The organism is Massilia sp. Soil_C_3 (assembly GCF_057657035.1).
The window spans coordinates 20,135-40,455 of sequence record NZ_JBDGJG010000010.1 but is presented as its reverse complement, the minus strand read 5'-3'; the positions used below and the strand labels follow the sequence as shown (position 1 = coordinate 40,455).

Here is a 20,321-nt window from a genome sequence, read left to right as displayed (position 1 = left end):
CATGATCCTGAGCGAAGAACACCAGATGATCCGCGACGCCCTGCGCAGCTTTGCGCAGGAGCGCCTGGCCCCCAACGCCGCGCGGTGGGACCGCGAACACCATTTCCCGAAAGAGGAACTGAAGGAACTGGCGGGCCTGGGCGCCTTCGGCGTGGCAGTGCCGGAGCAGTATGGCGGCGCGGGCCTGGACTACGTGTCGCTGGCGCTGGTGCTCGAGGAGATCGCGGCCGGCGACGGCGGCACCTCGACCATCATCTCGGTCAACAACTGCCCCGTGTGCAGCATCGCCATGATGTATGCGAACGAAGAACAGAAGGAGCGCTGGCTGCGTCCCCTGGCCCAGGGCGAGCTGCTGGGCGCCTTCGCCCTGACCGAGCCGCACACCGGCAGCGATGCGGCGGCGCTGCGCACCACAGCTACCCTCGACGGCGACCATTACGTCATCAACGGCACCAAGCAGTTCATCACCAGCGGCAAATACGGCGACGTGGCCATCGTCATGGCCGTCACCGATAAAGCTGCCGGCAAGAAGGGCATCAGCGCGTTCTGGGTGCCGACCGATACGCCGGGCTACATCGTGGCCGGCATCGAGCACAAGATGGGCCAGCATTCGTCGGACACCGCACAGATCGTGTTCGATAACTGCCGCGTGCCGGCCGCGAACCTGATCGGCGAGGAAGGCATGGGCTACAAGATCGCCCTGTCCGGGCTGGAGGGCGGCCGCATCGGCATCGCCTCGCAATCGGTCGGCATGGCGCGCGCCGCCTACGAGGCGGCCCTCGCCTACGCGAAGGAGCGCGAGAGCTTCGGCAAGCCGATCTTCGAGCACCAGGCGGTGCAGTTCCGCCTGGCCGAGATGGCGATGAAGATCGAGGCCGCGCGCCAGCTGATCCTGCACGCCGCCGCGATGAAGGATGCGGGCCTGCCCTGCCTGAAGGAAGCGGCGATGGCCAAGCTGTTCGCTTCCGAGATGGCCGAGAACGTGGTGTCGAGCGCGATGCAGGTATTCGGCGGCTACGGCTACGTGGCCGACTTTCCGGTCGAGCGCATCTACCGCGACGTGCGCGTGTGCCAGATCTATGAAGGCACCAGCGATATCCAGAAACTCCTGATCGCGCGCGCGCTGTGAGCCTGCCGCTCCTGCACATTGCGCCGCTGGAGCCGGAACGGCTGGCCCAGCTGTTCATCTACCTGGACGACCAGCTGCAGGAAAACGGCCGCGATGGCATGCCGCTGTTCCAGCCGCTATCGCGCCTGCAGTCGCGGCTCAAGCCCGAGAAGGCGGCCTCGTTCGCCGCCAGCTTTGCGGTGCCATTCGGACAGCCGGGCTGGCGCCAGATGTGGATCGCGCTCGACAGCCTCGGCGCGATCGCCGGCCACGTCGACCTGCGGGCGCGGCCAGATCCGGAGTCCGCTCACCGGGCCCTGCTCGGCATGGGCGTGCACCGCGACTACCGGCGCTTTGGCCTGGGCCGGCAACTGGTCGACACAGCCCTGGCCTGGGCCGGCGTCACGCCACCGCTGGAATGGGTCGATCTCGACGTGCTGGCGGGGAATCACGCGGCGCGCCGGCTGTACGAGCGCGCCGGTTTCGCCGTCACCGGCGACGTGCCGGACCTGTACCGCATCGATGGCCAGTCGCACGGTTCGGTCATGATGAGCCGGCGCGTCAGGTAACGGCGGACTCCAGCAGCGTGATCGTCTGCGCTTTCGTATCGATGCGCGCCTGGATCCCCATCGGCAGCGTGAACTGGTTGCGGATATGCCCGATCGAATAGCCCGACACCGCGGGAATCGTCAGCGGATGCAGGTGCAGCCCCAGCGTGCGCTCCAGGGTCAGCGAGATGTCCTCGTGCTCCGGCCCGCAGTTCTCGCAGATGCCCACCACCAGCGCCGCCGCATTCTTGAATCCACCGGCCAGGTCGAGCTGGGTCATCCAGCGGTCGATCCGATATGGCGCTTCGTTCACCTCTTCCAGGAACAGGATGCTGTCCTTGATGTCGGCCGCATACGGCGTGCCGGCCAGCGCCGCCACCAGCGACAGGTTGCCGCCCATGAGCGGGCCGGTCGCCACGCCGTGGGTGAAGGTGTGAACGCCGAAGTGCGGCTCGCTCGCGGCGCGCTGCGCGTTCTCCTGCGACATCGGGATCGTATAGCTGGCCTGCGGATCGGTCAGCACCGCCATCATGTGGTCAAGCGAGTACGGCGTCATCGTCGACGAGGCCACCGGGCCGTGGAAGGTCACCAGGCCGGTCTGCTTGAGGATCGCAAGGTGCAGCGCCGTGATGTCGGAATAGCCGACCAGGACCTTGGGGTTGCGGCGAATGAGGTCGTAGTCGAGGCTTGATACCAGCGAGATGCAGCCCGAGCCGCCGCGGATCGGCCAGATCGCTTTGACTTCCGGGTCGAGGAACATCGCATGCAGGTCGGCCAGGCGCTGCTGGCTTGACCCCGCATAGTTGCCGAACACCTCGCGCAGATAGGCGCCGGTCTTGACCTTGAAACCCAGCGCCTCGATATTGCGCACCGCCTTCTCGATGGCGCGGTCGGTGGTGTAGCCGCCGGGCGCGATCAGGCCGACGGTGTCGCCGCGCTTCAGGCGGGGCGGTTTGATAAGCTTTTTCATGGGACGTGAGGAAGGCGTACGCGCTGCGGCTACGCCGGGCAAGGCCAGGGACAAGGCGGCGGCGATGGCGCCGAAGCTGCGACGGCTGATTTTCATAGGCTACTTCAATCAACGTCGTGCAAAGGTTACGGGTTACCGATTACGTGCGAACGGTCTGAAAAAAAACAGCCCGCGCCGGGAGGCCGAAAACCTCCATGGCGCGGGCCCTCAGTGTAGATCAATTAGAAGAACTTGTAGTTGGCCATCAGGGTGAACGAGCGGCCGCGCGGATCGGCCACGCGCGGTTCCCAGCTGCTGCCGGCGCCGGTGTTGCTGTCGTAGGTGATCGCGAACGGCGGATCTTCATCGAACATGTTCTTGACGCCCGCGGTCAGGGTCAGGTTCTGGAAGCCCGTGTAGTTCACCGACAGGTTGAAGATCGAATACTCGTCGACCTTGCTGCTGTAGTTCGATGGCGTCACACGGCCGCTGGCCACGCCCGGCAGCACCTGGTCGTCATAGCCCGAACGGTAAATGTTCTGCAGCATGCCGCTCCAGTTGCCGTACTTGTAGGTCGCATAGGCGCTGTGCTTCCACTTCAGGCCCAGGTCGCCGGTGAACAGGAAGCGGCCGACTTCGCTCTCGCCGAACTCGGCGTTCCTGGTGGCGCGCGACTTCTTCTCGAGCAGGCGCGAACCGTCGATGCCGACGCCCCACACGGCGCCGGTGCTGAACTTGCCGTTCAGGCGGGCGCCGACTTCGACACCGCGCGTAATGCGCTCGCCGGCATTGAGCCAGCGCTGGTCGATGACCGCCAGCTTGCCCGCGTCGTCACGGATGAACTGCTCCTGGAACAGGTTGTAGTTCTGGACCATGGTAGCGACGTTGAACGAGTCGATCGTGTTTTCCTTGCGGATCTCCCACAGGTCGGCGTTGGCCGAGAAGTAGTTGGTCGGCTCGAACACCACGCCCAGGCTGGCCTGCTTGGCCGTTTCCGGTCCCAGCGTGTCCTTTCCGCCGGTGATGGTGTTGACGGTGTTCGAGTCGAGGGCCTGGCAGCCCGCGACCGTGCTGTCGGCGCGGCCGCTCGGGCAGGTGGCCGGATCGACCAGGTCCTTGCCGGCATACGGCGACTCGGTGATGCCGTTGAACAGCTGGTTGAACGACGGCGCGCGGAAGCCCTCGTTGTACGAACCGCGGAACATCAGTTGCGGGATCGGCTGGTAGCGGAACGAGACCTTCGGATTGGTGGTCGCGCCAAAGCCGGTGTAATCGTCGCGACGGATGGCGAAGTTCAGCTCCAGCGCCTCGGTCACCGGCACCAGCAGTTCGGCGTACACCGCCTTGATGTCGCGGCTGACCTTGGGCAGGACGTTGACGTCATCGAATGGCGCGTTCAGGATCGCGCGGCGCTCGGCGATATTGCGCGCGTCGCCATTGAACTTGTACTCCTCGCGGCGCAGGTCGGTGCCGAGCGCCATCATCACCGGGCCGGCCGGCAGCTTGAATATCTCTCCGGACAGCGCGGCGTCGAACTGGGTCAGCGTTGTCTTACCACCGTACATCACCACGCCGGCCGCCGAAGTGGCGCGGATCGCGTCAATCGCTGCCTGGCTCTGGCTCTGCCCCGGCAACAGGAAGGGGTTCACGATGCCCGAGCCGAGCACATCGGACAGCGCCGCCGTGTAGTTGTAGCCGTTGCCAAGCACCGAGTCGGACTCGCTGTACGCTTGCGACAGGCCGACGCGGTAATCATAGCGCTTGCCGAACAGGTTCAAGGGGCCGTCGGCACCGACCAGCAGGCGGCCGGCCTTGGTCTCGGTCTCGATTTCGCGGTTGCCGCACTCCATGCAGCGCCAGCGGTAGGCGATCGGCAGGCCGTAGTTGGCCGAGATGCTCGGGAAGACCTTGACCAGTGCGTTGTAGACGTCATCGTAGGCGGCGCCGGTGCTCGGATAGAACGAGGACGTACCAAAGGTCGATGCCGATGGCGAGACCTGGTTCGGAGAGAAGCTCTTGGCCACTTCGACGCGCGAGGCGACGGCTTCGGCGAAGAACTCGTGCTCGCCCGAGCGGAAGGTGGCGCGCGCCAGCGCGTTGGTGTTCTTGACCGGCTGCTGCAGCACGGCGGCGCGGCCGGTATCCCAGGCGCAGCCATAGGCCGAGCCGGGCGAATCCCACAGTTTTTCGTCGTAGGCGCCCATGCCGTCGATGCTGTCGCAACCCGGGCCGCCCGGCAGGTCGAGCAGGCTGATGCCGTTGTAGGCGATATTGCCACCCGGCGTGGTCGGGCCGGTGCCGGTGCGCGACAGCAGGGACGGACCCAGGGTCGTGGCAAAGATGTTGCCGCTCGGGGTGCCGCGCGTATCGACCGACACGCCGCGGTTCGGCTGGAAGGTGTTCACGAAATCGCGCTGGTTGCCGCGCAGCGCCTTGTTCTCGCTGTGCGCGGCCGTCACCAGTACGTTCCAGCCCTGGGTATCGAGGTCGCCCCAGCCGCCGGTGATGGTGGCGCGGCCGATCTCGCCGCCGCTCTCTTCGGCGACGTCGGTGAAGGCCTGGGCTTCCAGGCCCTTGTAGTTCTTGCGCAGGATGAAGTTGATCACGCCGCCGATCGCGTCGGTGCCGTAGACGGCCGAGGCGCCGTCCTTCAGCACTTCGACGCGCTCGACCGCCGCCATCGGGATCGAGTTCAGGTCGACCGCCGAGCCCTTCATGCCGTGGGTCGCGACGCGGCGGCCATTGAGCAGCACCAGGGTCGAGTCGGCGCCCTGGCCGCGCAGGTTGGCGCTCGAGGCGCCGTTGTTGCCGCGCTGGGCGCCCGAGGTGACGTCGGCGTTCGACGCCAGGTTGTCGGAACCGTTGCCGTTCACGTTCAGCGTCGCGATCAGCTGCTCGGCCGTCACGATGCCCTGGTCTTCCAGCTGTTTGCGCGAAATGATTTCAACCGGCAGCGCACCTTCCTTGGCGATGCGCTTGATGCTCGAACCGGTGATTTCCACCCGCTGCATCGACGCCTCGCTTTGCGCCTGCGCCTGTGCCACGATCGGGGCGGCCATGCCCATGAGGGCCATCAACTGTGCCAGCTTTTTCAATTTCACCGTGTTTCTCCTAACGTTTCCCTTGGCGGTCTTGGGCCAGATTGGTGCACTGCATCGCACACGCCTGGCCTGCTCTGTTCGTAATGGCTATTTCGCTCTTAGCATTACGTTATGTTGTGAATTCAGAGTACGCCCACAAATTTCGCAGGTGCCAATGAATTAACCGGAGGGCAGTATAACCAGCAGGAATATTTAATTTAGGAAAAACTAACGAAATCTAACGCTTAGCTCTGGCGGCGCGTGCTCTTCGCGCAACATCGACATCGAGGTAACGCCAGGTCGTGAATTCAACCGGATGCCGTTTGTAGTTTTTCAGCCACGGATGGCGCAGGTCGCCAGACAGCACATGGGTCAATGGCACCCATGGGTTGTAGGCGTGCAGCAGCTGGTTCATCTCGATATACAGCTTGTTGCGCTCCGCACCATCGGTGAGCAGGCGCGCTCTTTCGTAGCGCACGTTGTACTCCGGCAGGTCGAAGCGGGAGTAGTTGGCGCGGCCCGCATTCGGGCCGTACAGCAGCTGGTAAAAATTGTCGCCGTCGGGGAAGTCGGCGATCCAGTTACTCTCAAACATCTGCACCGTGCCCAGGCGCGAAGCCTTGATGATCTCGGTCTTCTTGTCCGACCTGAACACGACGCGCAAGCCGATCGCGTTCAGGCATTTTCTCCACAACTCGTCGCGCAGGCGGCCTCCGACGGTGGCTTCGCTGTGCATCGTGAGCGTTAGCGGCTTGCCGCCAGGCGCGCGCCTGAAGCCATCGGCATCGCGCTTGTCATAGCCATGGCGGTCCAGCAGCGCATTGGCCAGGGCCGGGTTGTAGGGCACCGGGCTACGGTAATCCGGATCGTAGCCGAGCACGTTCGGCGGCAGCGGCGATTCGGCCTTGATCGCGAAGCCCTTCTTGAGCAGCGCGATGTCCTCAAGGCTGTTGTACGACATCGAGATCGCGCGCCGCAGCGCCACCCTGTCCTTGCCGTAGCCGCCGACCACCGGGTCGTTCATGTTCATCCACATGTAGTAGGTCTGCAGCACCGGAAAGCGCGACAACACGATGCCGCGCGCCGCCAGCTCGGGTTTCAGTTCGCCGTCACGCACCACCATCTCGGTCATCGATTCGGGAATCTGTTCCAGGTAGTCGTATTCGCCATTCAAAAAGCCCAGCATGCGGCCCTGGAATTCCTCGGCGATCTTGACGTCGATCCGGTCCACCAGCGGCAAGCGCTTGCCCTCCAGGGCGGCGGCAATCGCCCGGTCTTCCGGCTCAATGCCAGGCGTGGCCGAGAACACGGCCGTCGAATACGGATTGGCCAGCAGGACGATGCGGTCGCTGCGCTTCCACTCGCCGATCATGAAGGGACCGGTGCCGACCGGATGGTTGCCGGCCTGGCCCGGATAGGCCTCGATCACTTCGCGCGCGACGACGCCGGTGGCCGGGGTGGCGAGATAGAACAGGAAGTTATTGTCGGGCGCGGCGAGGCGGATGCGCAGGGTGTAGCGGTCGACCGCCTCCACCTGCTTGCCTTCGACCATATACGACCAGGGCGACCTGATTGACGGATCGCGCAGGCGCCCGAGGCTGTACAAATAGTCGGCAGCGGTGACTTCGCGCTTGGCGCCCTTGAAGGCCGGGTCGGGCGTGAAATAGATTCCGGGACGGATGCGGAAGGTATAGGTCAGGCCGTCGGCGCTCACTTGCGGCATCGCGGTCGCCGTGTTCGGCCGCAGCTTCGCCGGCCGCGCCAGGTAGTCGTAGCGCAGCAGCGGATCGAACAGGTTTTCCAGCAGCGACAGGGTGGCGTTGTCGGACGCCGCCGCCGGGTCGAGCCCTGTTTCGCTGGTGGACAGGAACATGCGCAGCACTTTCTGCTCCGGCTGCGCCGGTGACTGGGCCTGCGCCGCCTGCGCACCAAGGCAGGACAGGGTGAATACAAGGGCAGCGGCGTAGCGGAATGTCATGACAAGCAGGTCCTGTTGGGCGTTGCGTATCATAGGCCGGCGCCCTGCCCGAGGCAACGCTCATAACTTTTGAACATGGTGCGGCTGCATTCTTTCATCCACGCGGCTTGCCCTCAGCCCCTGTCCACTGCACAATCGTGCGATACCCAGCAGCGACTCATTACATGGCACTCAATTACATCTGGACAGGCTTCTTCCTCGTCGGCTTCCTCGCAGCGATGTTCCAATGGCTGTTCCTTGGCGACACAGAGATTTTCAAGCGCATCATCGACGGCACCTTCGACTCGGCCAAGATGGCCGTGATGGACATCGCCCTGCCGCTGGCCGGCGTGATGACCTTCTGGCTCGGGATCATGAACGTCGGCGAAAAGGCCGGCGCCATCAACCTGTTCGCGCGCGTGATCGCGCCCTTCTTCTCGCGCATCTTCCCCGGCGTGCCACGGGACCATCCGGCCAACGGCCACATGGTGATGAACTTCTCGGCCAATATGCTGGGCCTGGACAACGCCGCCACGCCCTTCGGCCTGAAGGCGATGGAGAGCCTGCAGTCGATCAATCCAAAAAAGGACGAGGCCAGCGACGCCCAGCTGATGTTCCTGGTGATCCAGACCTCGGGCCTGACCATCATCCCGCTGGCCGTCATGGCCCAGCGCGCGGTGCTGGGCGCGGCCAATCCGGCCGACATCTTCATCCCGACCCTGATCGCGACCTATACCGCCACCATCTTCAGCATCATCGCGGTGGGCATCCGCCAGCGCATCAATATGTTCGATCCGGTGGTGTTCGCCTGGATTGGCGGCACCGCCGCGCTGATCGCATCGATGGTGTTCAGCTTCACCCACTTCCTCGATAAATCGCAGATCCAGCTGGTGTCGACCGTGGTCGCCAACCTGGTGCTGTTCTCGGTCATCGCCGCCTTCATGACCGGGGCCCTGATGAAAAAGGTGAACGTGTTCGAGGCCTTCATCGAAGGCGCCAAGAGCGGCGTCGAGACCGCGATCAAGATCATCCCCTACCTGGTCGGCATGATCGTCGCCATCAGCGTGGTGCGCAATTCCGGCATCCTGGGCCTGATCGTGAACGGCTTCGCCTGGGTGTTCGCCTCGCTCGGCCTGCAGACCGATTTCGTCGGCGCGCTGCCGACCGCGCTCATGAAGTCGCTGTCGGGCAGCGGCGCGCGCGCCATGATGATCGATGCGATCAACACCTATGGCGTCGACTCCTTCGTCGGCCGCCTGGCCAGCGTGCTGCAGGGCGCCTCGGACACGACCTTCTACATCATCGCCCTGTATTTCGGCTCGGTCGGCATCCGCAAGACCCGCTATGCGGTCAGCTACGGCCTGCTGGCCGACCTGGTCGGCATCATCGCGGCCATCTTCGTCGCCTATCTCTTCTTTGGTTAAGGAACAGCATGCTCCAGCGCTCCGTCTTCGCCCTCGCCGCGCTCTTCACGAGCATCTCGTTCGCCCACGCCCAGCTGCCACAACCGGTGGCCCAGGCGCTGCAGCAGAACGGCATCGGGCAGGACGAGATCGGGGTGCTGGTGCTGCGCGGCGACGCCGCCTTGCTCGAACACCGGGCCGGCCTGCCGATGCAGCCGGCATCGACCATGAAGCTGGTGACGACCCTGGTCGGCCTGGAACGCCTGGGGCCCGCCTTCCGCGGCCGCACCGAGCTGCGCACCACCGGCCAGGTCGAGGACGGCGTGCTGCTCGGGAGCCTGTACCTCAAGGGCGGCGCCGATGCCGACCTGTCGGGCGAACACATTGCCGACATGCTGCGCGCGCTGCGCTACGACGGCATCGAGCGCATCGAGGGCGACCTGGTGCTCGACCGCGGTTTGTTCCAGCCGGCGCGCACGGATGTCGGCCTGCCGCCCTTCGACGAGTCGCCGGAAGCGTATTACAACGTGATCCCCGACGCCCTGCTGGTCAACAAGAACATGCTGCAGCTCGATATGCGTTCGACCGCGTCAACCCTGCAGCTGCGCATGCATCCGGAACTGGAGCGGGTCTCGGTGACGTCCGAGATGACCCTGGTCGATGCCGACTGCGCCAAGTGGGAAGCCGGCTGGCAGCTGCCCGAGACGCGGCGCCAGCCCGATGGCCGCATCAGGGTGGTCTTGCGCGGCACTTTTCCGAAGAACTGCAACCGTAGCTACGGCGTCAACGTGCTCGACCGCGACGACTACGTCGGCCGCCTGGTGCGGGAGATTTGGAGCGACCAGGGGGGCGTGCTGAGCGGCCGCACCATCACCGGCGCCACGCCGCCCGACGCCCGTGTGCTCGCCGCCCATGTGTCGCGCCAGCTGCCGGAACTGGTCCGCGACATCAACAAGCCTTCCGACAACGCACTGGCGCGCACCCTGTTCCTGAGCCTGGGCAGCCTGCAGGCCGACCCGGTGGCGGGCAGCCTGGCGCTGCCGCTGGCCGAGGAATCGACCTTCGCCCGCGCCGACGCCGCCGTGCGCGGCTGGCTGCGCGAAAAACAGATCGACGACACCGGCTTCGTGATCGACAACGGCTCCGGCCTGTCGCGCATCGAGCGCATCAGCGCGCAGCAGATGGCGCGGCTGCTGCAGGCCGGGCTGCATAGCCCCTGGGCGCCGGAATTCCAGGCCAGCATCCCGATCGGCGCGGTCGACGGCACCATGCGCCGGCGCCTGCAGGATAGCCCCGCCGCCGGCCGCGCGCGCCTCAAGACCGGCTCCCTGCGCAACGTCACGGCGCTGGCCGGCTACGTGCCGGACGCGAACGGCATCCCGTGCGTGTTCGTGGCGATGATCAATAGCGAGCAAAGCAGCAACGGCCGCGGACGCGCCGTGCTCGACCTGCTTGCGGACTGGGTGGCGCGCTCGGGTGCGCCGCTTTCCGGCACGCCTTGAACCGGGAATGTACAGCTAAACATTGCTCTCGACACAAGGTTACTGTCGAATTACTATAATCCGTTAGTTTTCGATAGCAAAAGCTGACACAATAGCGGCCTGGCGCGTGTCTCGCGCTACCGGTTTCCGCCTCCGCAGGACGCGTTGCCGACCGTCAAGTTGGGCTGTCCTGATCATCCATGAAATTCCATCCCCTGAGCGGAGAATTCGCGCGCGCCGCGGACGAGACCGAATTCCTGACGAGCCATCTGCCCCGCACACGTTCCCTGCTCGGCTTCACGCTGCTGTTCTGCGTCGTGTTTTTCCAGTTGTTCTTCCTGACCGACATTGCCGCACTGGGCCTGGAGACGGCGCTGCGGGAAACCCTTCCTGCCCGCCTGGGCGTCGCGCTCAATGCCGGCATCTGCGCCTGGCTGGCCTATCGCCGCCCCCTGTCGATCCGCGCCACGCGGCTGGCCGCGTCGAGCGCCGAGATCCTGTCGCTGGGCTGCTTCATGGTGGTCATGCTGGCGCGTCCGAACGAGGTGCACTGGCATGCGCTGTCGATGGTGGTGATCCAGGTCGTGATCTACCTGTACATCCCGAACCGGCTGGCCTACGCCACCGCGATCGCGAGCGGGGGCGTGATCGTCTTCCTGGCGCTGGTGCATTTCATGCTGCCGCCACGGCCGGTAGCCGACCTGCTCACGATGGGCATGCTGCTGGCGATGATCAATACCTTCGGCATCCTGGCGGCGCGCCGCTTCAACCGGGTGGCACGCGAGGAATTCCGCCTGCAGACGCAATTGAAGCGGCTCGCCGAACGCGACCAGCTCACCGGCTGCTACAACCGCCACTACCTGAACGACCACCTGCTGGGCGCCGAGCTCGCGCGGGCGCGGCGTTTCGGCCATGCGGTCTCGGTCGTGCTGTGCGATATCGATCACTTCAAGCACATCAACGACACCTTCGGCCACCACCAGGGCGATAACGTGATCCAGAACTTCGCCACCCTGCTGCAGGGGATGACGCGCCAGGGCGTCGATGCGGTGGTGCGTTACGGCGGCGAGGAATTCCTGCTGATCCTGCCCGTGACCGGGCTGGCGGGAGCGGCCGTCCTGGCCGATCGCCTGCGCGACGCCTTCGCCGCCAGCACCTTCACGGTCGACGGCGAACCGGTGCCGACCAGCGCCAGCTTCGGCGTGGCCACCTTCGATTTTTCGAGCAAGGACTTGCGCGTCACCCTGCCCGACCTGATCGTGGCCGCCGACAAGCAGCTGTACGCGGCCAAGCGCAACGGCCGCAACCGGGTCGAGTCGGTCGAGCTGGCGGCATAAGCCTTACAGCACCCGGCGGAAGGTGGCGCGCACCAGCTCGCGGTCGCCGCAATCGAAATGCCACCACTCGGTATTGATGCCCAGGAAGCCGGCCTGCAGCATCGCGGTGCGCAGCAGGCGGCGGTTGGCCAGCTGATGTTCGGTGAGCTGGCCTGCGAGTAGAAAGCCTTCTTCCAGCGCCGGATGCGACAGCTCCGTCATGTCGTCGAAGCTGGTGCCCATGTCCAGCTCGACGCCATCGGCATCGAGCAGCGTGATGTCGAGCGCCATGCCATACGAGTGGATCGAGCCGCGCGCCGGGTTGGCCAGGTACAGGCGCAGGTCGGTGCCCTCGAGCGCATCCCATAACTGCTGCTGGACGCGCTGCGGACGCAGCGCGTCCAGCACTAGCGGACGCAGGCCGGGCGCATGGACGGCTAGCCAGGCCACCGCCCGCTCCAGCGCGGCCGCCGCCTCGACGTGCAGCCAGGCGCAGTCGTACGGCGAATACAGGTCGCGCCCGACGAAGTTATTGCTCGTGGCGTAGCGCAGGTCGACGTCGATGCCGGCGATGCTGTCCAGGTGGCGAAATTCCGGGCTGCCGGCGATGTCCTCGCTGGCGAGGGTAAGCGTCATGGTCTATTTTTGTTCAAGACAGGCGCGCGCGGTCGCGCCGATGCAGTTGGCCAGCTCGCGCGCCCCGTGCGACAGGGGCGAATGGCTGGCGGTGAGCAGGTACAGGTGCACCGGAATCGACGGCGACCACTGGCGGCACTGCACCTTGTTGGGCGCCGCCGAGGCGGCGGTGAACGGGTCGAGGATCGCGGTGCCGGCGCCGGCTTCGACCAGCGAGCGCGCAATCTGGTAGGTCTGCACCACGGTGCGGAATACCGGCTGCACGCCCTGCGCCTCGCAGGCGGCGACGACCATCTCACCTAGCGGATCGCGGTCGGCCAGGCCGATCAGTTCGCCGCTCAGGTCTTCGGCCGAGACCGGTTTCTTGCATTCTTCGTCGGTCCAGGTGCCGGCGGGCGCCACCACCGTCAGCAGGCCGTGGGCGATCGGCTCGGCCACGATGCCGGGATGGCGCGGATCCTGCAGCGACAGGGCTAGGTCGGCTTCGCCCAGGCGCAGCGCGTTCACGATCTCGCTCGTGTGATGTGTGGCAAGTTCACAACGGGTGTCGGGGAAATCGCGGCGCCAGGCCGTCATCCCGACCGGCAGCACGCTCACCGCGATGGTCGGCGTCGACACCAGGCGCACGGTCTCGACCGCGCGGCCCTTGAGGCTGGCGGCCAGGCGGCGGATGCCCTGCAGGTCGCGGTTCAGCTTCTCGGTTTCGGCGAACAGGCGGTGCGCCTCGGGCTTGGGATACAGCTTGCCGCGCACGCGCTCGAACAGCGGCATGCCCAGCTGCAGCTCGGCATGCTGCAGCACCTTGGTCACCGCCGGCTGGGAGATATGCAGCACCTGGGCGGCGCCGCTGATGGTGCCGACTTGCATGATGGCGTGGAACACCTCGATATGACGCAGACGCATTGCTTCACCCTTCAGTAGAAAACCCACCCCGCATACGCACAGGGTGGATGGGCGAAGGATACAGCGAAAATTGCTGTACGGCGATGGTCACGGCGTGTTCACTGGCGGCGTTGCAGGCACAGGCGCAGGCACCGGTGCGGTCGGCGGCACGTTCTCGAGCGCGCCCGGGAGAGGCTCGGCGGTCGGGGCAGGCGCCGATGGCGGTACTGGCGCCGGCGCCGGCGTTGGCGTTGGAAGCGGCTGGCCGGGCACGGCCTGCCATGGCTGCGGCTGCGCCGGAATCACCGGCATCGGCGGCGGCGGGGTGCCGGCCGGCGTGGTCAGCACTTCGAGCAGCGCCGCCGTCTCGGCGTCCGGATTGCCCGCGATATCGAGCGGACGGTATTTCATCTGGAACGCCGCCAGCGTGGTGCGGGTCGCTTCGTCGTACACGCCACTCTGATTGACACCGAAACCGTGCATGGCCAGCTTTCGCTGGTACCAGCCGACGTCGGGCAGCAAGGCGTCGAAGGCGGGGCGCACGGCCGCCACGCGGGCGGCGTCCGGCCACAGCACCAGGCCCTCTTGCGCCAGGCGCTGCCACGGGAATTGCGGACCCGGATCCTGCTTGCGCAACGGCGCGATGTCGCTGTGGCCCAGCACGTTCTCGGGCGCGATGCCGTGGCGCTGGACGATGTCCTTCACGAGCGGAATCAGGGCGTCCACCTGCGCTTGCGGGAACGGCGCATAGACGCGACCGGTCGGCGTGTCCTTCCAGCCGGCGTTGACGATCTCGATGCCGATCGAGCTGTTGTTCAGCTGGGTGAAGTTCTTCCAGCTCGAATTGCCGGCATGCCAGGCGGCGCGGTTTTCGTCGACCAGGCGATAGATCTTCGGCGTCGCCTCGTCGGTCAGCAGGTAGTGCGAGCTGACTTCTTTCTCGGTCAGGATCTTGATCGAGCTCGGCGTGTTGGCGACCGTGTAATGCAGCACCAGGAAGCGCGCCCGGCTCGACTGGCCCTTGGCGTTATAGGTGGTGTCGTAGCTCGGGACGGTGGAGCAGCCCGCCAGTACGGTCAGGGCAAGCAAGGCGGCGATCGATTTCATATTGTTCTCCTTGGTGATTTTCTTGTTGTTCAGCCCAGCGCCAGGCGCGCCGCCGCGTGGTGGGCGCGCAGGGCAGTCTGGCTGAAGACGGTATTCAAAGGCAGCGTCGCGCGCATGGTGTCGGCAATGACAGGATGCAGTTCCGCGGCGCGCCCGGCCAAGGCCACTGGGCGCGCGCCGAAGCGCGAGGTCAAGGCAGATGCCAGACGCGCCAGCTCATGGCCCGCTGCGACCAGGATGGCGCGCGCGGCAGGATCGTGTTCCGCGCTGGCGGCGACGGCCAGCGCCAGCTTGCCGACCGTCCCGCGCTCGCTTTGATAGATGAACTGGCGCGACTGGGCCCAGTCCGATCCGCCGACGTGTTCGAACACGGCATGCGCCATCGGCGAATCCTGCCAGCAGCCGGGACGTTCGTCTTCATTGCGCCAGATATGGCGCAGCGCTTCGCGCGCGATCCAGAAGCCGCCGCCGCCATCGTCCAGCACCACGCCCCGGCCGCCGGCGCGGTGGAACACGTCGCCTTCATCGATGAAGGCCCCGATCGAACCGGTGCCGGCATAGACCAGGTAGCCCTCGCCCGGCGCGAAGCTGGCGCGGTAGGCGATCTCGATGTCGTTGCAAAGCAGGACCGCGCCAGGGGCCACGCCCAGCAGGGCAGCGAGCCAGCCCTGCAGCAACTCGCCGTCGCCGCCGAAGCCGGTCAGGCCGGCCTGCACCCGCACCGGATGGGCATGCTGCAATACCTCCGCAGCCAGCCGTTCGAAGGTGGCGCGCACGGCCTCGCGGCCGTGCGGCGTGGCCATCTGCAGGGCCGAGAGACCGGCGACCGTGCCCTCGGCCAGGATCGCGCCGCCGGGCGCGGCCAGCGCCCAGCGGGTCTGGGTGCCGCCGGCGTCGATGCCCAGGCCGGGGCCTGTTACGCGCAGATTGTCTTGATCAGTCGGCATACCGTGATGCTACCCGCATTATGGTTTCGACCACACACGCACGCGCTCGCCCTCGTTGCCGAGGCGGTCGACCGCGCTCACCACCACGATCTCGGCCGGGCCGAGGCGTTCGTCGTCGGAAACAGTCCAGGTCGCGCGCGCCGCCGGCGCCACGGCGAAACGCCATTCATTGCCGTGGCGGGCCCAGATCGCATACAGGGCATTGCCCTTGCCCGCCTTCAGGCTCAGGTCGACCGAGCGGGCGCCGCGCGCGGCCTTCACCACGGGCGTACCGGGACGCGTGCTGCCCAGCCACGGCGTGGCCGGCACCAGCGCCTGGCCGGTGTAGCGGCTCGCGCGCAGCTGGTCGCTGACGCCCTTGCGGTTCTGCATCAGGGCCACCATGCTGAAGTGAATGTGGCCGGTGGCCAGCGGACGCGAACGGGTCACGCTGACCTGCTGCAGCACTTCGTCCGGCTCGTAGTCGCGGGTCGGCGCGCCGATGCGGCTGGTGAACAGGCCCGGCCAGATATGGCGGCCCAGCGGGTTCTGGCCGATCCAGTAATCCAGCAGCACGTCGTAGGCCTGGCTTGGCGGCTTGATCGGCCAGTACAGCTGCGGCACGAAGTAGTCGAGCCAGCCTTCTTGCAGCCACAGTTCGGCGTCGGCATACAGCTTGTCGTACTGCGAGAAGCCGACGATGCCGGGCGGACGGCGATCCGGGCGGCCCAGGCCGAAGGGGCTGATGCCGAAGCGCACCCAGCTTTTTTCGGCATGGATGCCCTTGTACATGGCCTCGATCAGGCGGTTGACGTTGTCGCGGCGCCAGTCGGCGCGCGCCAGGGTGCCGCCGCTTTTCAGGTAGCGCTGCCAGGCCGGATCGTCGGGGAAGTCCAGTTCGCCCTTGGCCGCGCGGCCGTCCAGCGCGGCGGCATTGCCGGCCACGGCCGGCGTGGCCTCGATCGGGTAGGGATAGAAGTAGTCGTCGATGTGCACGCCATCGATGTCGTAGCGGCGCACGACGTCGAGGATCACGTCCATGGTCTGCTTGACGGCCGCCGGCTCGCCCGGGTCCATCCACATGAACTTGCCGTAACGCTTGACGATGTCCGGATTGGTGTTGGTGATGTGGTTCGGCGCCGACTGCGAGCGCGCCGCGTCCATGCGCGCGCGATAGGGGTTGAACCAGGCGTGCAGCTCGAGACCGCGCGCATGCGCCTGGTCGATCCAGAATTTGAGCGGATCATAGGCCGGCATGGGCGCCTTGCCTTGCGCGCCGCTCAGGTACTCGGTCCATGGCTCGAGCGGCGACGGATAGATCGCATCGGCCGACGGACGCACCTGCAGCACGATCGCGTTCAGGTTCAGCGACTTGGCGCGGTCGAGGATGGCGATGGCTTCCTTCTGCTGCACGGCGGACGACAGGCCGGGTTTGCTGGGCCAGTCGATATTGGCGACGGTCGAGACCCAGGCGGCGCGCAGCTCGCGCGGCGCCGCGGGCGGATCGTCGCCGCCGCTGGTCTCGGCCACCGGCCCGGTGTGGGTAAGCGGCTTGGTGCCGCAGCCGGCCAGCAGGCCGCCGAGGGCGAAGGCGCTGGCCATGCCGAGCGTGAAAGCGCGTTTGTTCAGATTGGGAAGCAAAGTGGCTCCTTGTAGATTCGGTTCAGACTTTGACGAACCGGCGCCGGCGCTGCATGCGCCAGGCGATGGTGAAAGTCGGTCATTGAAAGCTGTGGCGCGGCCGCAAGGCGTCGCAGGACGCCGGCCCCGCTATTTTTTCCCGAATTCGGGATCGATCTTCACCAGCGCCGCCACGATGAATGCGGGGATGGTCGCCAGGCAGGTCCAGATGAAGAAGTGCTTGTAGCCCAGGTATTCCTGCAGGTCGCCGCTCCACATGCCCGGCACCATCATGCCGAGGGCCATCAGGCCGGTGCAGATCGCGTAGTGCGCGGTTTTATTGGGACCGTCGGCCACCATGATCATGTACATCATCATCGCCGTGAAGCCAAAGCCGTAGCCGAACTGTTCGAGCGCCAGGAAAGCCGACACCGTCGCCAGGTCGGTCGGCTGGGTCTGCGACAGGTACACAAATACCAGGTCCGGCAGGTGGATCGCGAACACCATCAGCCACAGGCAGCGCTTGAGGCCCAGCCGCGAGATCAGCCAGCCGCCGGCCAGGCCGCCGAGGGTGAGTGCGATGATGCCGACCGTGCCGTAGGCGATGCCGTATTCGGCGGTGGTCAGGCCCAGGCCGCCTTCGCTGACCGGGTCCTTCAAAAACGGCGCCACGAGTTTCAGCAGCTGGGCCTCGCCGAGGCGGAAGGTGAGGATGAAGGCGACGATCATCCAGATGTCGCGCTTCCTGAAGAAGGCGGCGAAGGTGCCGAAGAAGTCGCGCAGCGGATGATTGGTGGTCGGGGCGGGACGGTCGTCCTCGGGCACCGGCAGCACGAACTGGTGCCAGGCAAAGGCGGCGAAGAAGATCCCGGCCAGCACGTAGAACACGATTGCCCACGCCTGCCTGACGTCGCCCAGGCTGACCGCCAGGTAGCCGGCCAGCACCACCAGCGGGCCTTGTCCGACCAGGGTCGCGAGGCGATAGAAGGTGCTGCGCACGCCGACGAAGGCGGCTTGCTGCTGCTGGCGCAGGCCCAGCATGTAGAAGCCGTCGGCCGAGATGTCGTGGGTGGCCGAGCTGAACGCCATGATCCACATGACGGCCAGGCTGACGGCGAAGAAGGCGGGTGTGTGCAATACGGTGCCGACCGCGATCAGCGAAGCGCCGACCACAATCTGCAACAGCACGGTCCAGCGGCGCTTGGTGCCGAACATGTCGACGATGGGCGACCACAGCGGCTTGATCACCCATGGCAGGTACAGCAGGCTGGTATAGAAGGCGATGTCGGAATTCGAGATCCCCATGTCCTTGTACATGATGACGGTCAGGTTCATCACCACGACATAGGGGATGGCCTGGGCGAAGTACAGGGATGGCACCCACAGCCACGGGCGGTTCGCTTGCGGTTTCTGCATGTCTCTTTCTTGTGCCTCTAGGCCAAGGCTGCGGAAACGCGCTTACGCGAGCGCCTGGCGCACGCTGCCGCGCGCCGCTTCCAGCAGCGCTTGCGCCTGCTCGACACTGGTTTGTTTGGACAAGGCCACGATGGCGGTCTTGACGTGGAATCCGCATTGCTCCAGCACCGCCCGCGCGGCTTCCTCGTCGGCGCCGGTGGCGAAGCTGGTGAGGCGGATCGCGCGCCGTACCAGTTTGGCATTGGTAGCCTTCAAGTCTACCATCAGGTTGCCGTAGACCTTGTTCAAACGCACCATCAGTGCGCTGGAAAAGGTGTTCAGCGCGATCTTTTGCGAGGTGCCGGCCTTCAGGCGCGTGCTGCCCGAGACGACTTCGGGGCCGGTGTCGAGCGTGACGCCGATCTCGGCTTCCTGCGTGACCGGCGCGTCCGGGTTGTTGGCGAAGCCCACCGTCAGCGCGCCGACCGCGCGCGCGGCCTGGATGGCGCCCAGCACATAGGGCGTGCCGCCCGATGCGGCGATCGCCAGCACCACGTCGTCCGGTCCCACGTTCACACCGCGCAAGTCGGCAGCGCCCTGCTCAAAATCGTCTTCCGCCCCTTCGACCGCGACGAACATGGCGTCGCTGCCGCCGGCCAGCAGCGCCACCACGCGTCCATGTGGCCACGAAAAGGTCGGGTACAGCTCGACGCTGTCGAGCACTCCCAGGCGGCCCGAGGTGCCGGCGCCGACGTAGATCAGGCGGCCGCCTGCTTCCATGCGCGGCAGCGCGGCGGTGACGGCGGCGGCGATGCGCGGCGCGGCCTTGCGCACCGCCTCGACGGCCTGCAACTGGTCGTCGACGAAGACGTTCACCAGTTCGGTGGTCGGGTACTGGTCGAGGGCGGCGTGCGCCTGGGAAGGGGTTTCGGTATTAAGCATCGCCGTGTCTCGAGAATGGAATTGTGATGAAACCAGTGTAATACCAATTCGGCAAGCCATCCCATGAAAGGATCGGACGCCGTCATGCCGCGAGGTTATGCGGGGGCGCCCGGCGTAGGGCGCCTTAGCTCGGCCACGAAATCATAGTGGTCGCTGCGGCAATAGGAATGGGTCAGCTCGACCGGCTCGCCCGATTCCAGGTAGCCGATGCGGGTGATGAACAGCACCGCGCGGCCTTCCGGCACGTCCAGGCGCGCCGCCAGCTCGGCGTCGGCGTTCATGGCGCGGATGTGCTGCAGCGCGCGCACCGGCATGTGGCCGCTCTTGCCCAGGTGGGCGTAGAGCGAAGCGGCCACGCCCTCGGGACGCGGCAGCACCGTGGCCGGAATCACGCTGATTTCGTAGGCCATCACGATGTCGTCGGCCAGGCGCAGGCGTTCCAGGCGCGCCACCCGCGCGCCGGGCGACAGGCCCAGCGAAAGCTGCTCGTCGGCGTCGGCCAGGACCACTTCGCGGCGCAACCACTCGGAGCGCGGGGTATAGCCGCGCTGCTGCAGCTGTTCCGAAAAGCTCGACAGGTTCGACAGCGGCTGCTCGATGCGCGGGGCGATATAGTTGCCCGAGCCGCGACGGCGCACCACGAGGCCCTGCTCGACCAGCTGGTCGATCGCCTTGCGCGCGGTGACGCGCGAGACATCGAGCTGTTCGGACAGCATGCGTTCGGAGGGCAGCGCCTGGTCGGCCTGGTAGCGGCCGTCGCGCACGTCCTGCGCCAGCTTGCGCGCCAGCTGCATGTAAAGGGGGGAATTGTCGTCCAGGTTGACCTGGAATCCGGGACCGGGGGTGTTCATACCGTGGAAGCATACCACTTGAGACCAATACAAAAGAGTTATGACTTCCCTACGGCTATTCATTAGGCAAGGGTTTCGGGCTGTCCGTATGCTGATCCGGCAAACACGATAAAAAGGGAA

The 20,321-nt window shown here is 66.0% G+C and carries 16 protein-coding genes; 5 read left to right on the top strand and 11 right to left on the bottom strand.

Going from position 1 to position 20,321, the window contains the following annotated elements:
* Position 1: 1 nt before the first annotated feature.
* Together AC3A6F_RS20615 and AC3A6F_RS20610 are read left to right on the top strand one after the other, a co-directional pair.
* Complete coding sequence (locus tag AC3A6F_RS20615; RefSeq protein WP_487684296.1) at positions 2 to 1,129, top strand: acyl-CoA dehydrogenase family protein; 1,128 nt, start codon at positions 2 to 4, stop codon at positions 1,127 to 1,129.
* On the top strand, positions 1,126 to 1,677 hold the full coding sequence (locus AC3A6F_RS20610) for an N-acetyltransferase family protein (protein ID WP_487684293.1): 552 nt from the start codon (positions 1,126 to 1,128) through the stop codon (positions 1,675 to 1,677). Before AC3A6F_RS20615 ends, AC3A6F_RS20610 begins: the two co-directional genes overlap by 4 nt.
* On the opposite strand, the gene AC3A6F_RS20605 is transcribed toward AC3A6F_RS20610, so the two are convergent.
* The 3 genes from AC3A6F_RS20605 to AC3A6F_RS20595 form a co-directional block, all read right to left on the bottom strand.
* The gene (locus AC3A6F_RS20605) at positions 1,670 to 2,722 is read right to left on the bottom strand and encodes a S66 peptidase family protein (RefSeq protein ID WP_487684290.1); all 1,053 of its coding nucleotides are present in this window, start codon (positions 2,720 to 2,722) and stop codon (positions 1,670 to 1,672) included. The two genes, AC3A6F_RS20610 and AC3A6F_RS20605, sit on opposite strands and share 8 nt — an antisense overlap.
* A 125-nt stretch (positions 2,723 to 2,847) precedes the next feature.
* Entirely contained in the window at positions 2,848 to 5,706 is a 2,859-nt protein-coding gene (locus AC3A6F_RS20600) for a TonB-dependent receptor domain-containing protein (RefSeq protein ID WP_487684287.1), read from the bottom strand.
* Positions 5,707 to 5,923: 217 nt separating this feature from the next.
* A complete protein-coding gene (locus AC3A6F_RS20595) occupies positions 5,924 to 7,663 on the bottom strand; it encodes an ABC transporter substrate-binding protein (protein WP_487684284.1) in 1,740 nt (579 codons plus the stop codon).
* A 164-nt stretch (positions 7,664 to 7,827) separates the two neighbouring features.
* Here AC3A6F_RS20595 and AC3A6F_RS20590 point away from each other — a divergent pair, with 164 nt between their 5' ends.
* The 3 genes from AC3A6F_RS20590 to AC3A6F_RS20580 all read left to right on the top strand — a co-directional run bounded on the left by AC3A6F_RS20590 (position 7,828) and on the right by AC3A6F_RS20580 (position 11,863).
* The gene (locus tag AC3A6F_RS20590) at positions 7,828 to 9,066 is read left to right on the top strand and encodes a nucleoside recognition domain-containing protein (protein WP_487684281.1); all 1,239 of its coding nucleotides are present in this window, start codon (positions 7,828 to 7,830) and stop codon (positions 9,064 to 9,066) included.
* 8 nt (positions 9,067 to 9,074) lie between these two features.
* Entirely contained in the window at positions 9,075 to 10,547 is a 1,473-nt protein-coding gene (gene dacB / locus AC3A6F_RS20585; protein WP_487684278.1) for a D-alanyl-D-alanine carboxypeptidase/D-alanyl-D-alanine endopeptidase, read from the top strand.
* A 179-nt stretch (positions 10,548 to 10,726) separates the two neighbouring features.
* On the top strand, positions 10,727 to 11,863 hold the full coding sequence (locus tag AC3A6F_RS20580; RefSeq protein WP_487684275.1) for a GGDEF domain-containing protein: 1,137 nt from the start codon (positions 10,727 to 10,729) through the stop codon (positions 11,861 to 11,863).
* A 3-nt stretch (positions 11,864 to 11,866) separates the two neighbouring features.
* Here AC3A6F_RS20580 and AC3A6F_RS20575 read toward each other — a convergent pair whose 3' ends face one another.
* The 8 genes from AC3A6F_RS20575 to AC3A6F_RS20540 all read right to left on the bottom strand — a co-directional run bounded on the left by AC3A6F_RS20575 (position 11,867) and on the right by AC3A6F_RS20540 (position 20,201).
* Complete coding sequence (locus tag AC3A6F_RS20575) at positions 11,867 to 12,478, bottom strand: M15 family metallopeptidase (protein WP_487684272.1); 612 nt, start codon at positions 12,476 to 12,478, stop codon at positions 11,867 to 11,869.
* 3 nt (positions 12,479 to 12,481) lie between these two features.
* Positions 12,482 to 13,381, bottom strand: a complete 900-nt coding sequence (locus AC3A6F_RS20570; RefSeq protein WP_487684269.1) for a LysR family transcriptional regulator — start codon at positions 13,379 to 13,381, stop codon at positions 12,482 to 12,484.
* Between the two features lie 87 nt (positions 13,382 to 13,468).
* The gene (locus AC3A6F_RS20565) at positions 13,469 to 14,467 is read right to left on the bottom strand and encodes an N-acetylmuramoyl-L-alanine amidase (protein WP_487684266.1); all 999 of its coding nucleotides are present in this window, start codon (positions 14,465 to 14,467) and stop codon (positions 13,469 to 13,471) included.
* A 29-nt stretch (positions 14,468 to 14,496) separates the two neighbouring features.
* Complete coding sequence (locus AC3A6F_RS20560; RefSeq protein WP_487684263.1) at positions 14,497 to 15,414, bottom strand: N-acetylglucosamine kinase; 918 nt, start codon at positions 15,412 to 15,414, stop codon at positions 14,497 to 14,499.
* 18 nt (positions 15,415 to 15,432) lie between these two features.
* Positions 15,433 to 17,034, bottom strand: coding sequence for a glycoside hydrolase family 10-like protein (locus AC3A6F_RS20555; RefSeq protein WP_487684260.1), 1,602 nt, complete (start codon positions 17,032 to 17,034; stop codon positions 15,433 to 15,435).
* A 129-nt stretch (positions 17,035 to 17,163) separates the two neighbouring features.
* Positions 17,164 to 18,429, bottom strand: coding sequence for an MFS transporter (locus tag AC3A6F_RS20550; RefSeq protein WP_487684257.1), 1,266 nt, complete (start codon positions 18,427 to 18,429; stop codon positions 17,164 to 17,166).
* 42 nt (positions 18,430 to 18,471) lie between these two features.
* On the bottom strand, positions 18,472 to 19,350 hold the full coding sequence (gene murQ / locus AC3A6F_RS20545) for an N-acetylmuramic acid 6-phosphate etherase (protein ID WP_487684254.1): 879 nt from the start codon (positions 19,348 to 19,350) through the stop codon (positions 18,472 to 18,474).
* A 95-nt stretch (positions 19,351 to 19,445) separates the two neighbouring features.
* On the bottom strand, positions 19,446 to 20,201 hold the full coding sequence (locus AC3A6F_RS20540; protein ID WP_487684251.1) for a GntR family transcriptional regulator: 756 nt from the start codon (positions 20,199 to 20,201) through the stop codon (positions 19,446 to 19,448).
* Positions 20,202 to 20,321 lie beyond the last annotated feature (120 nt).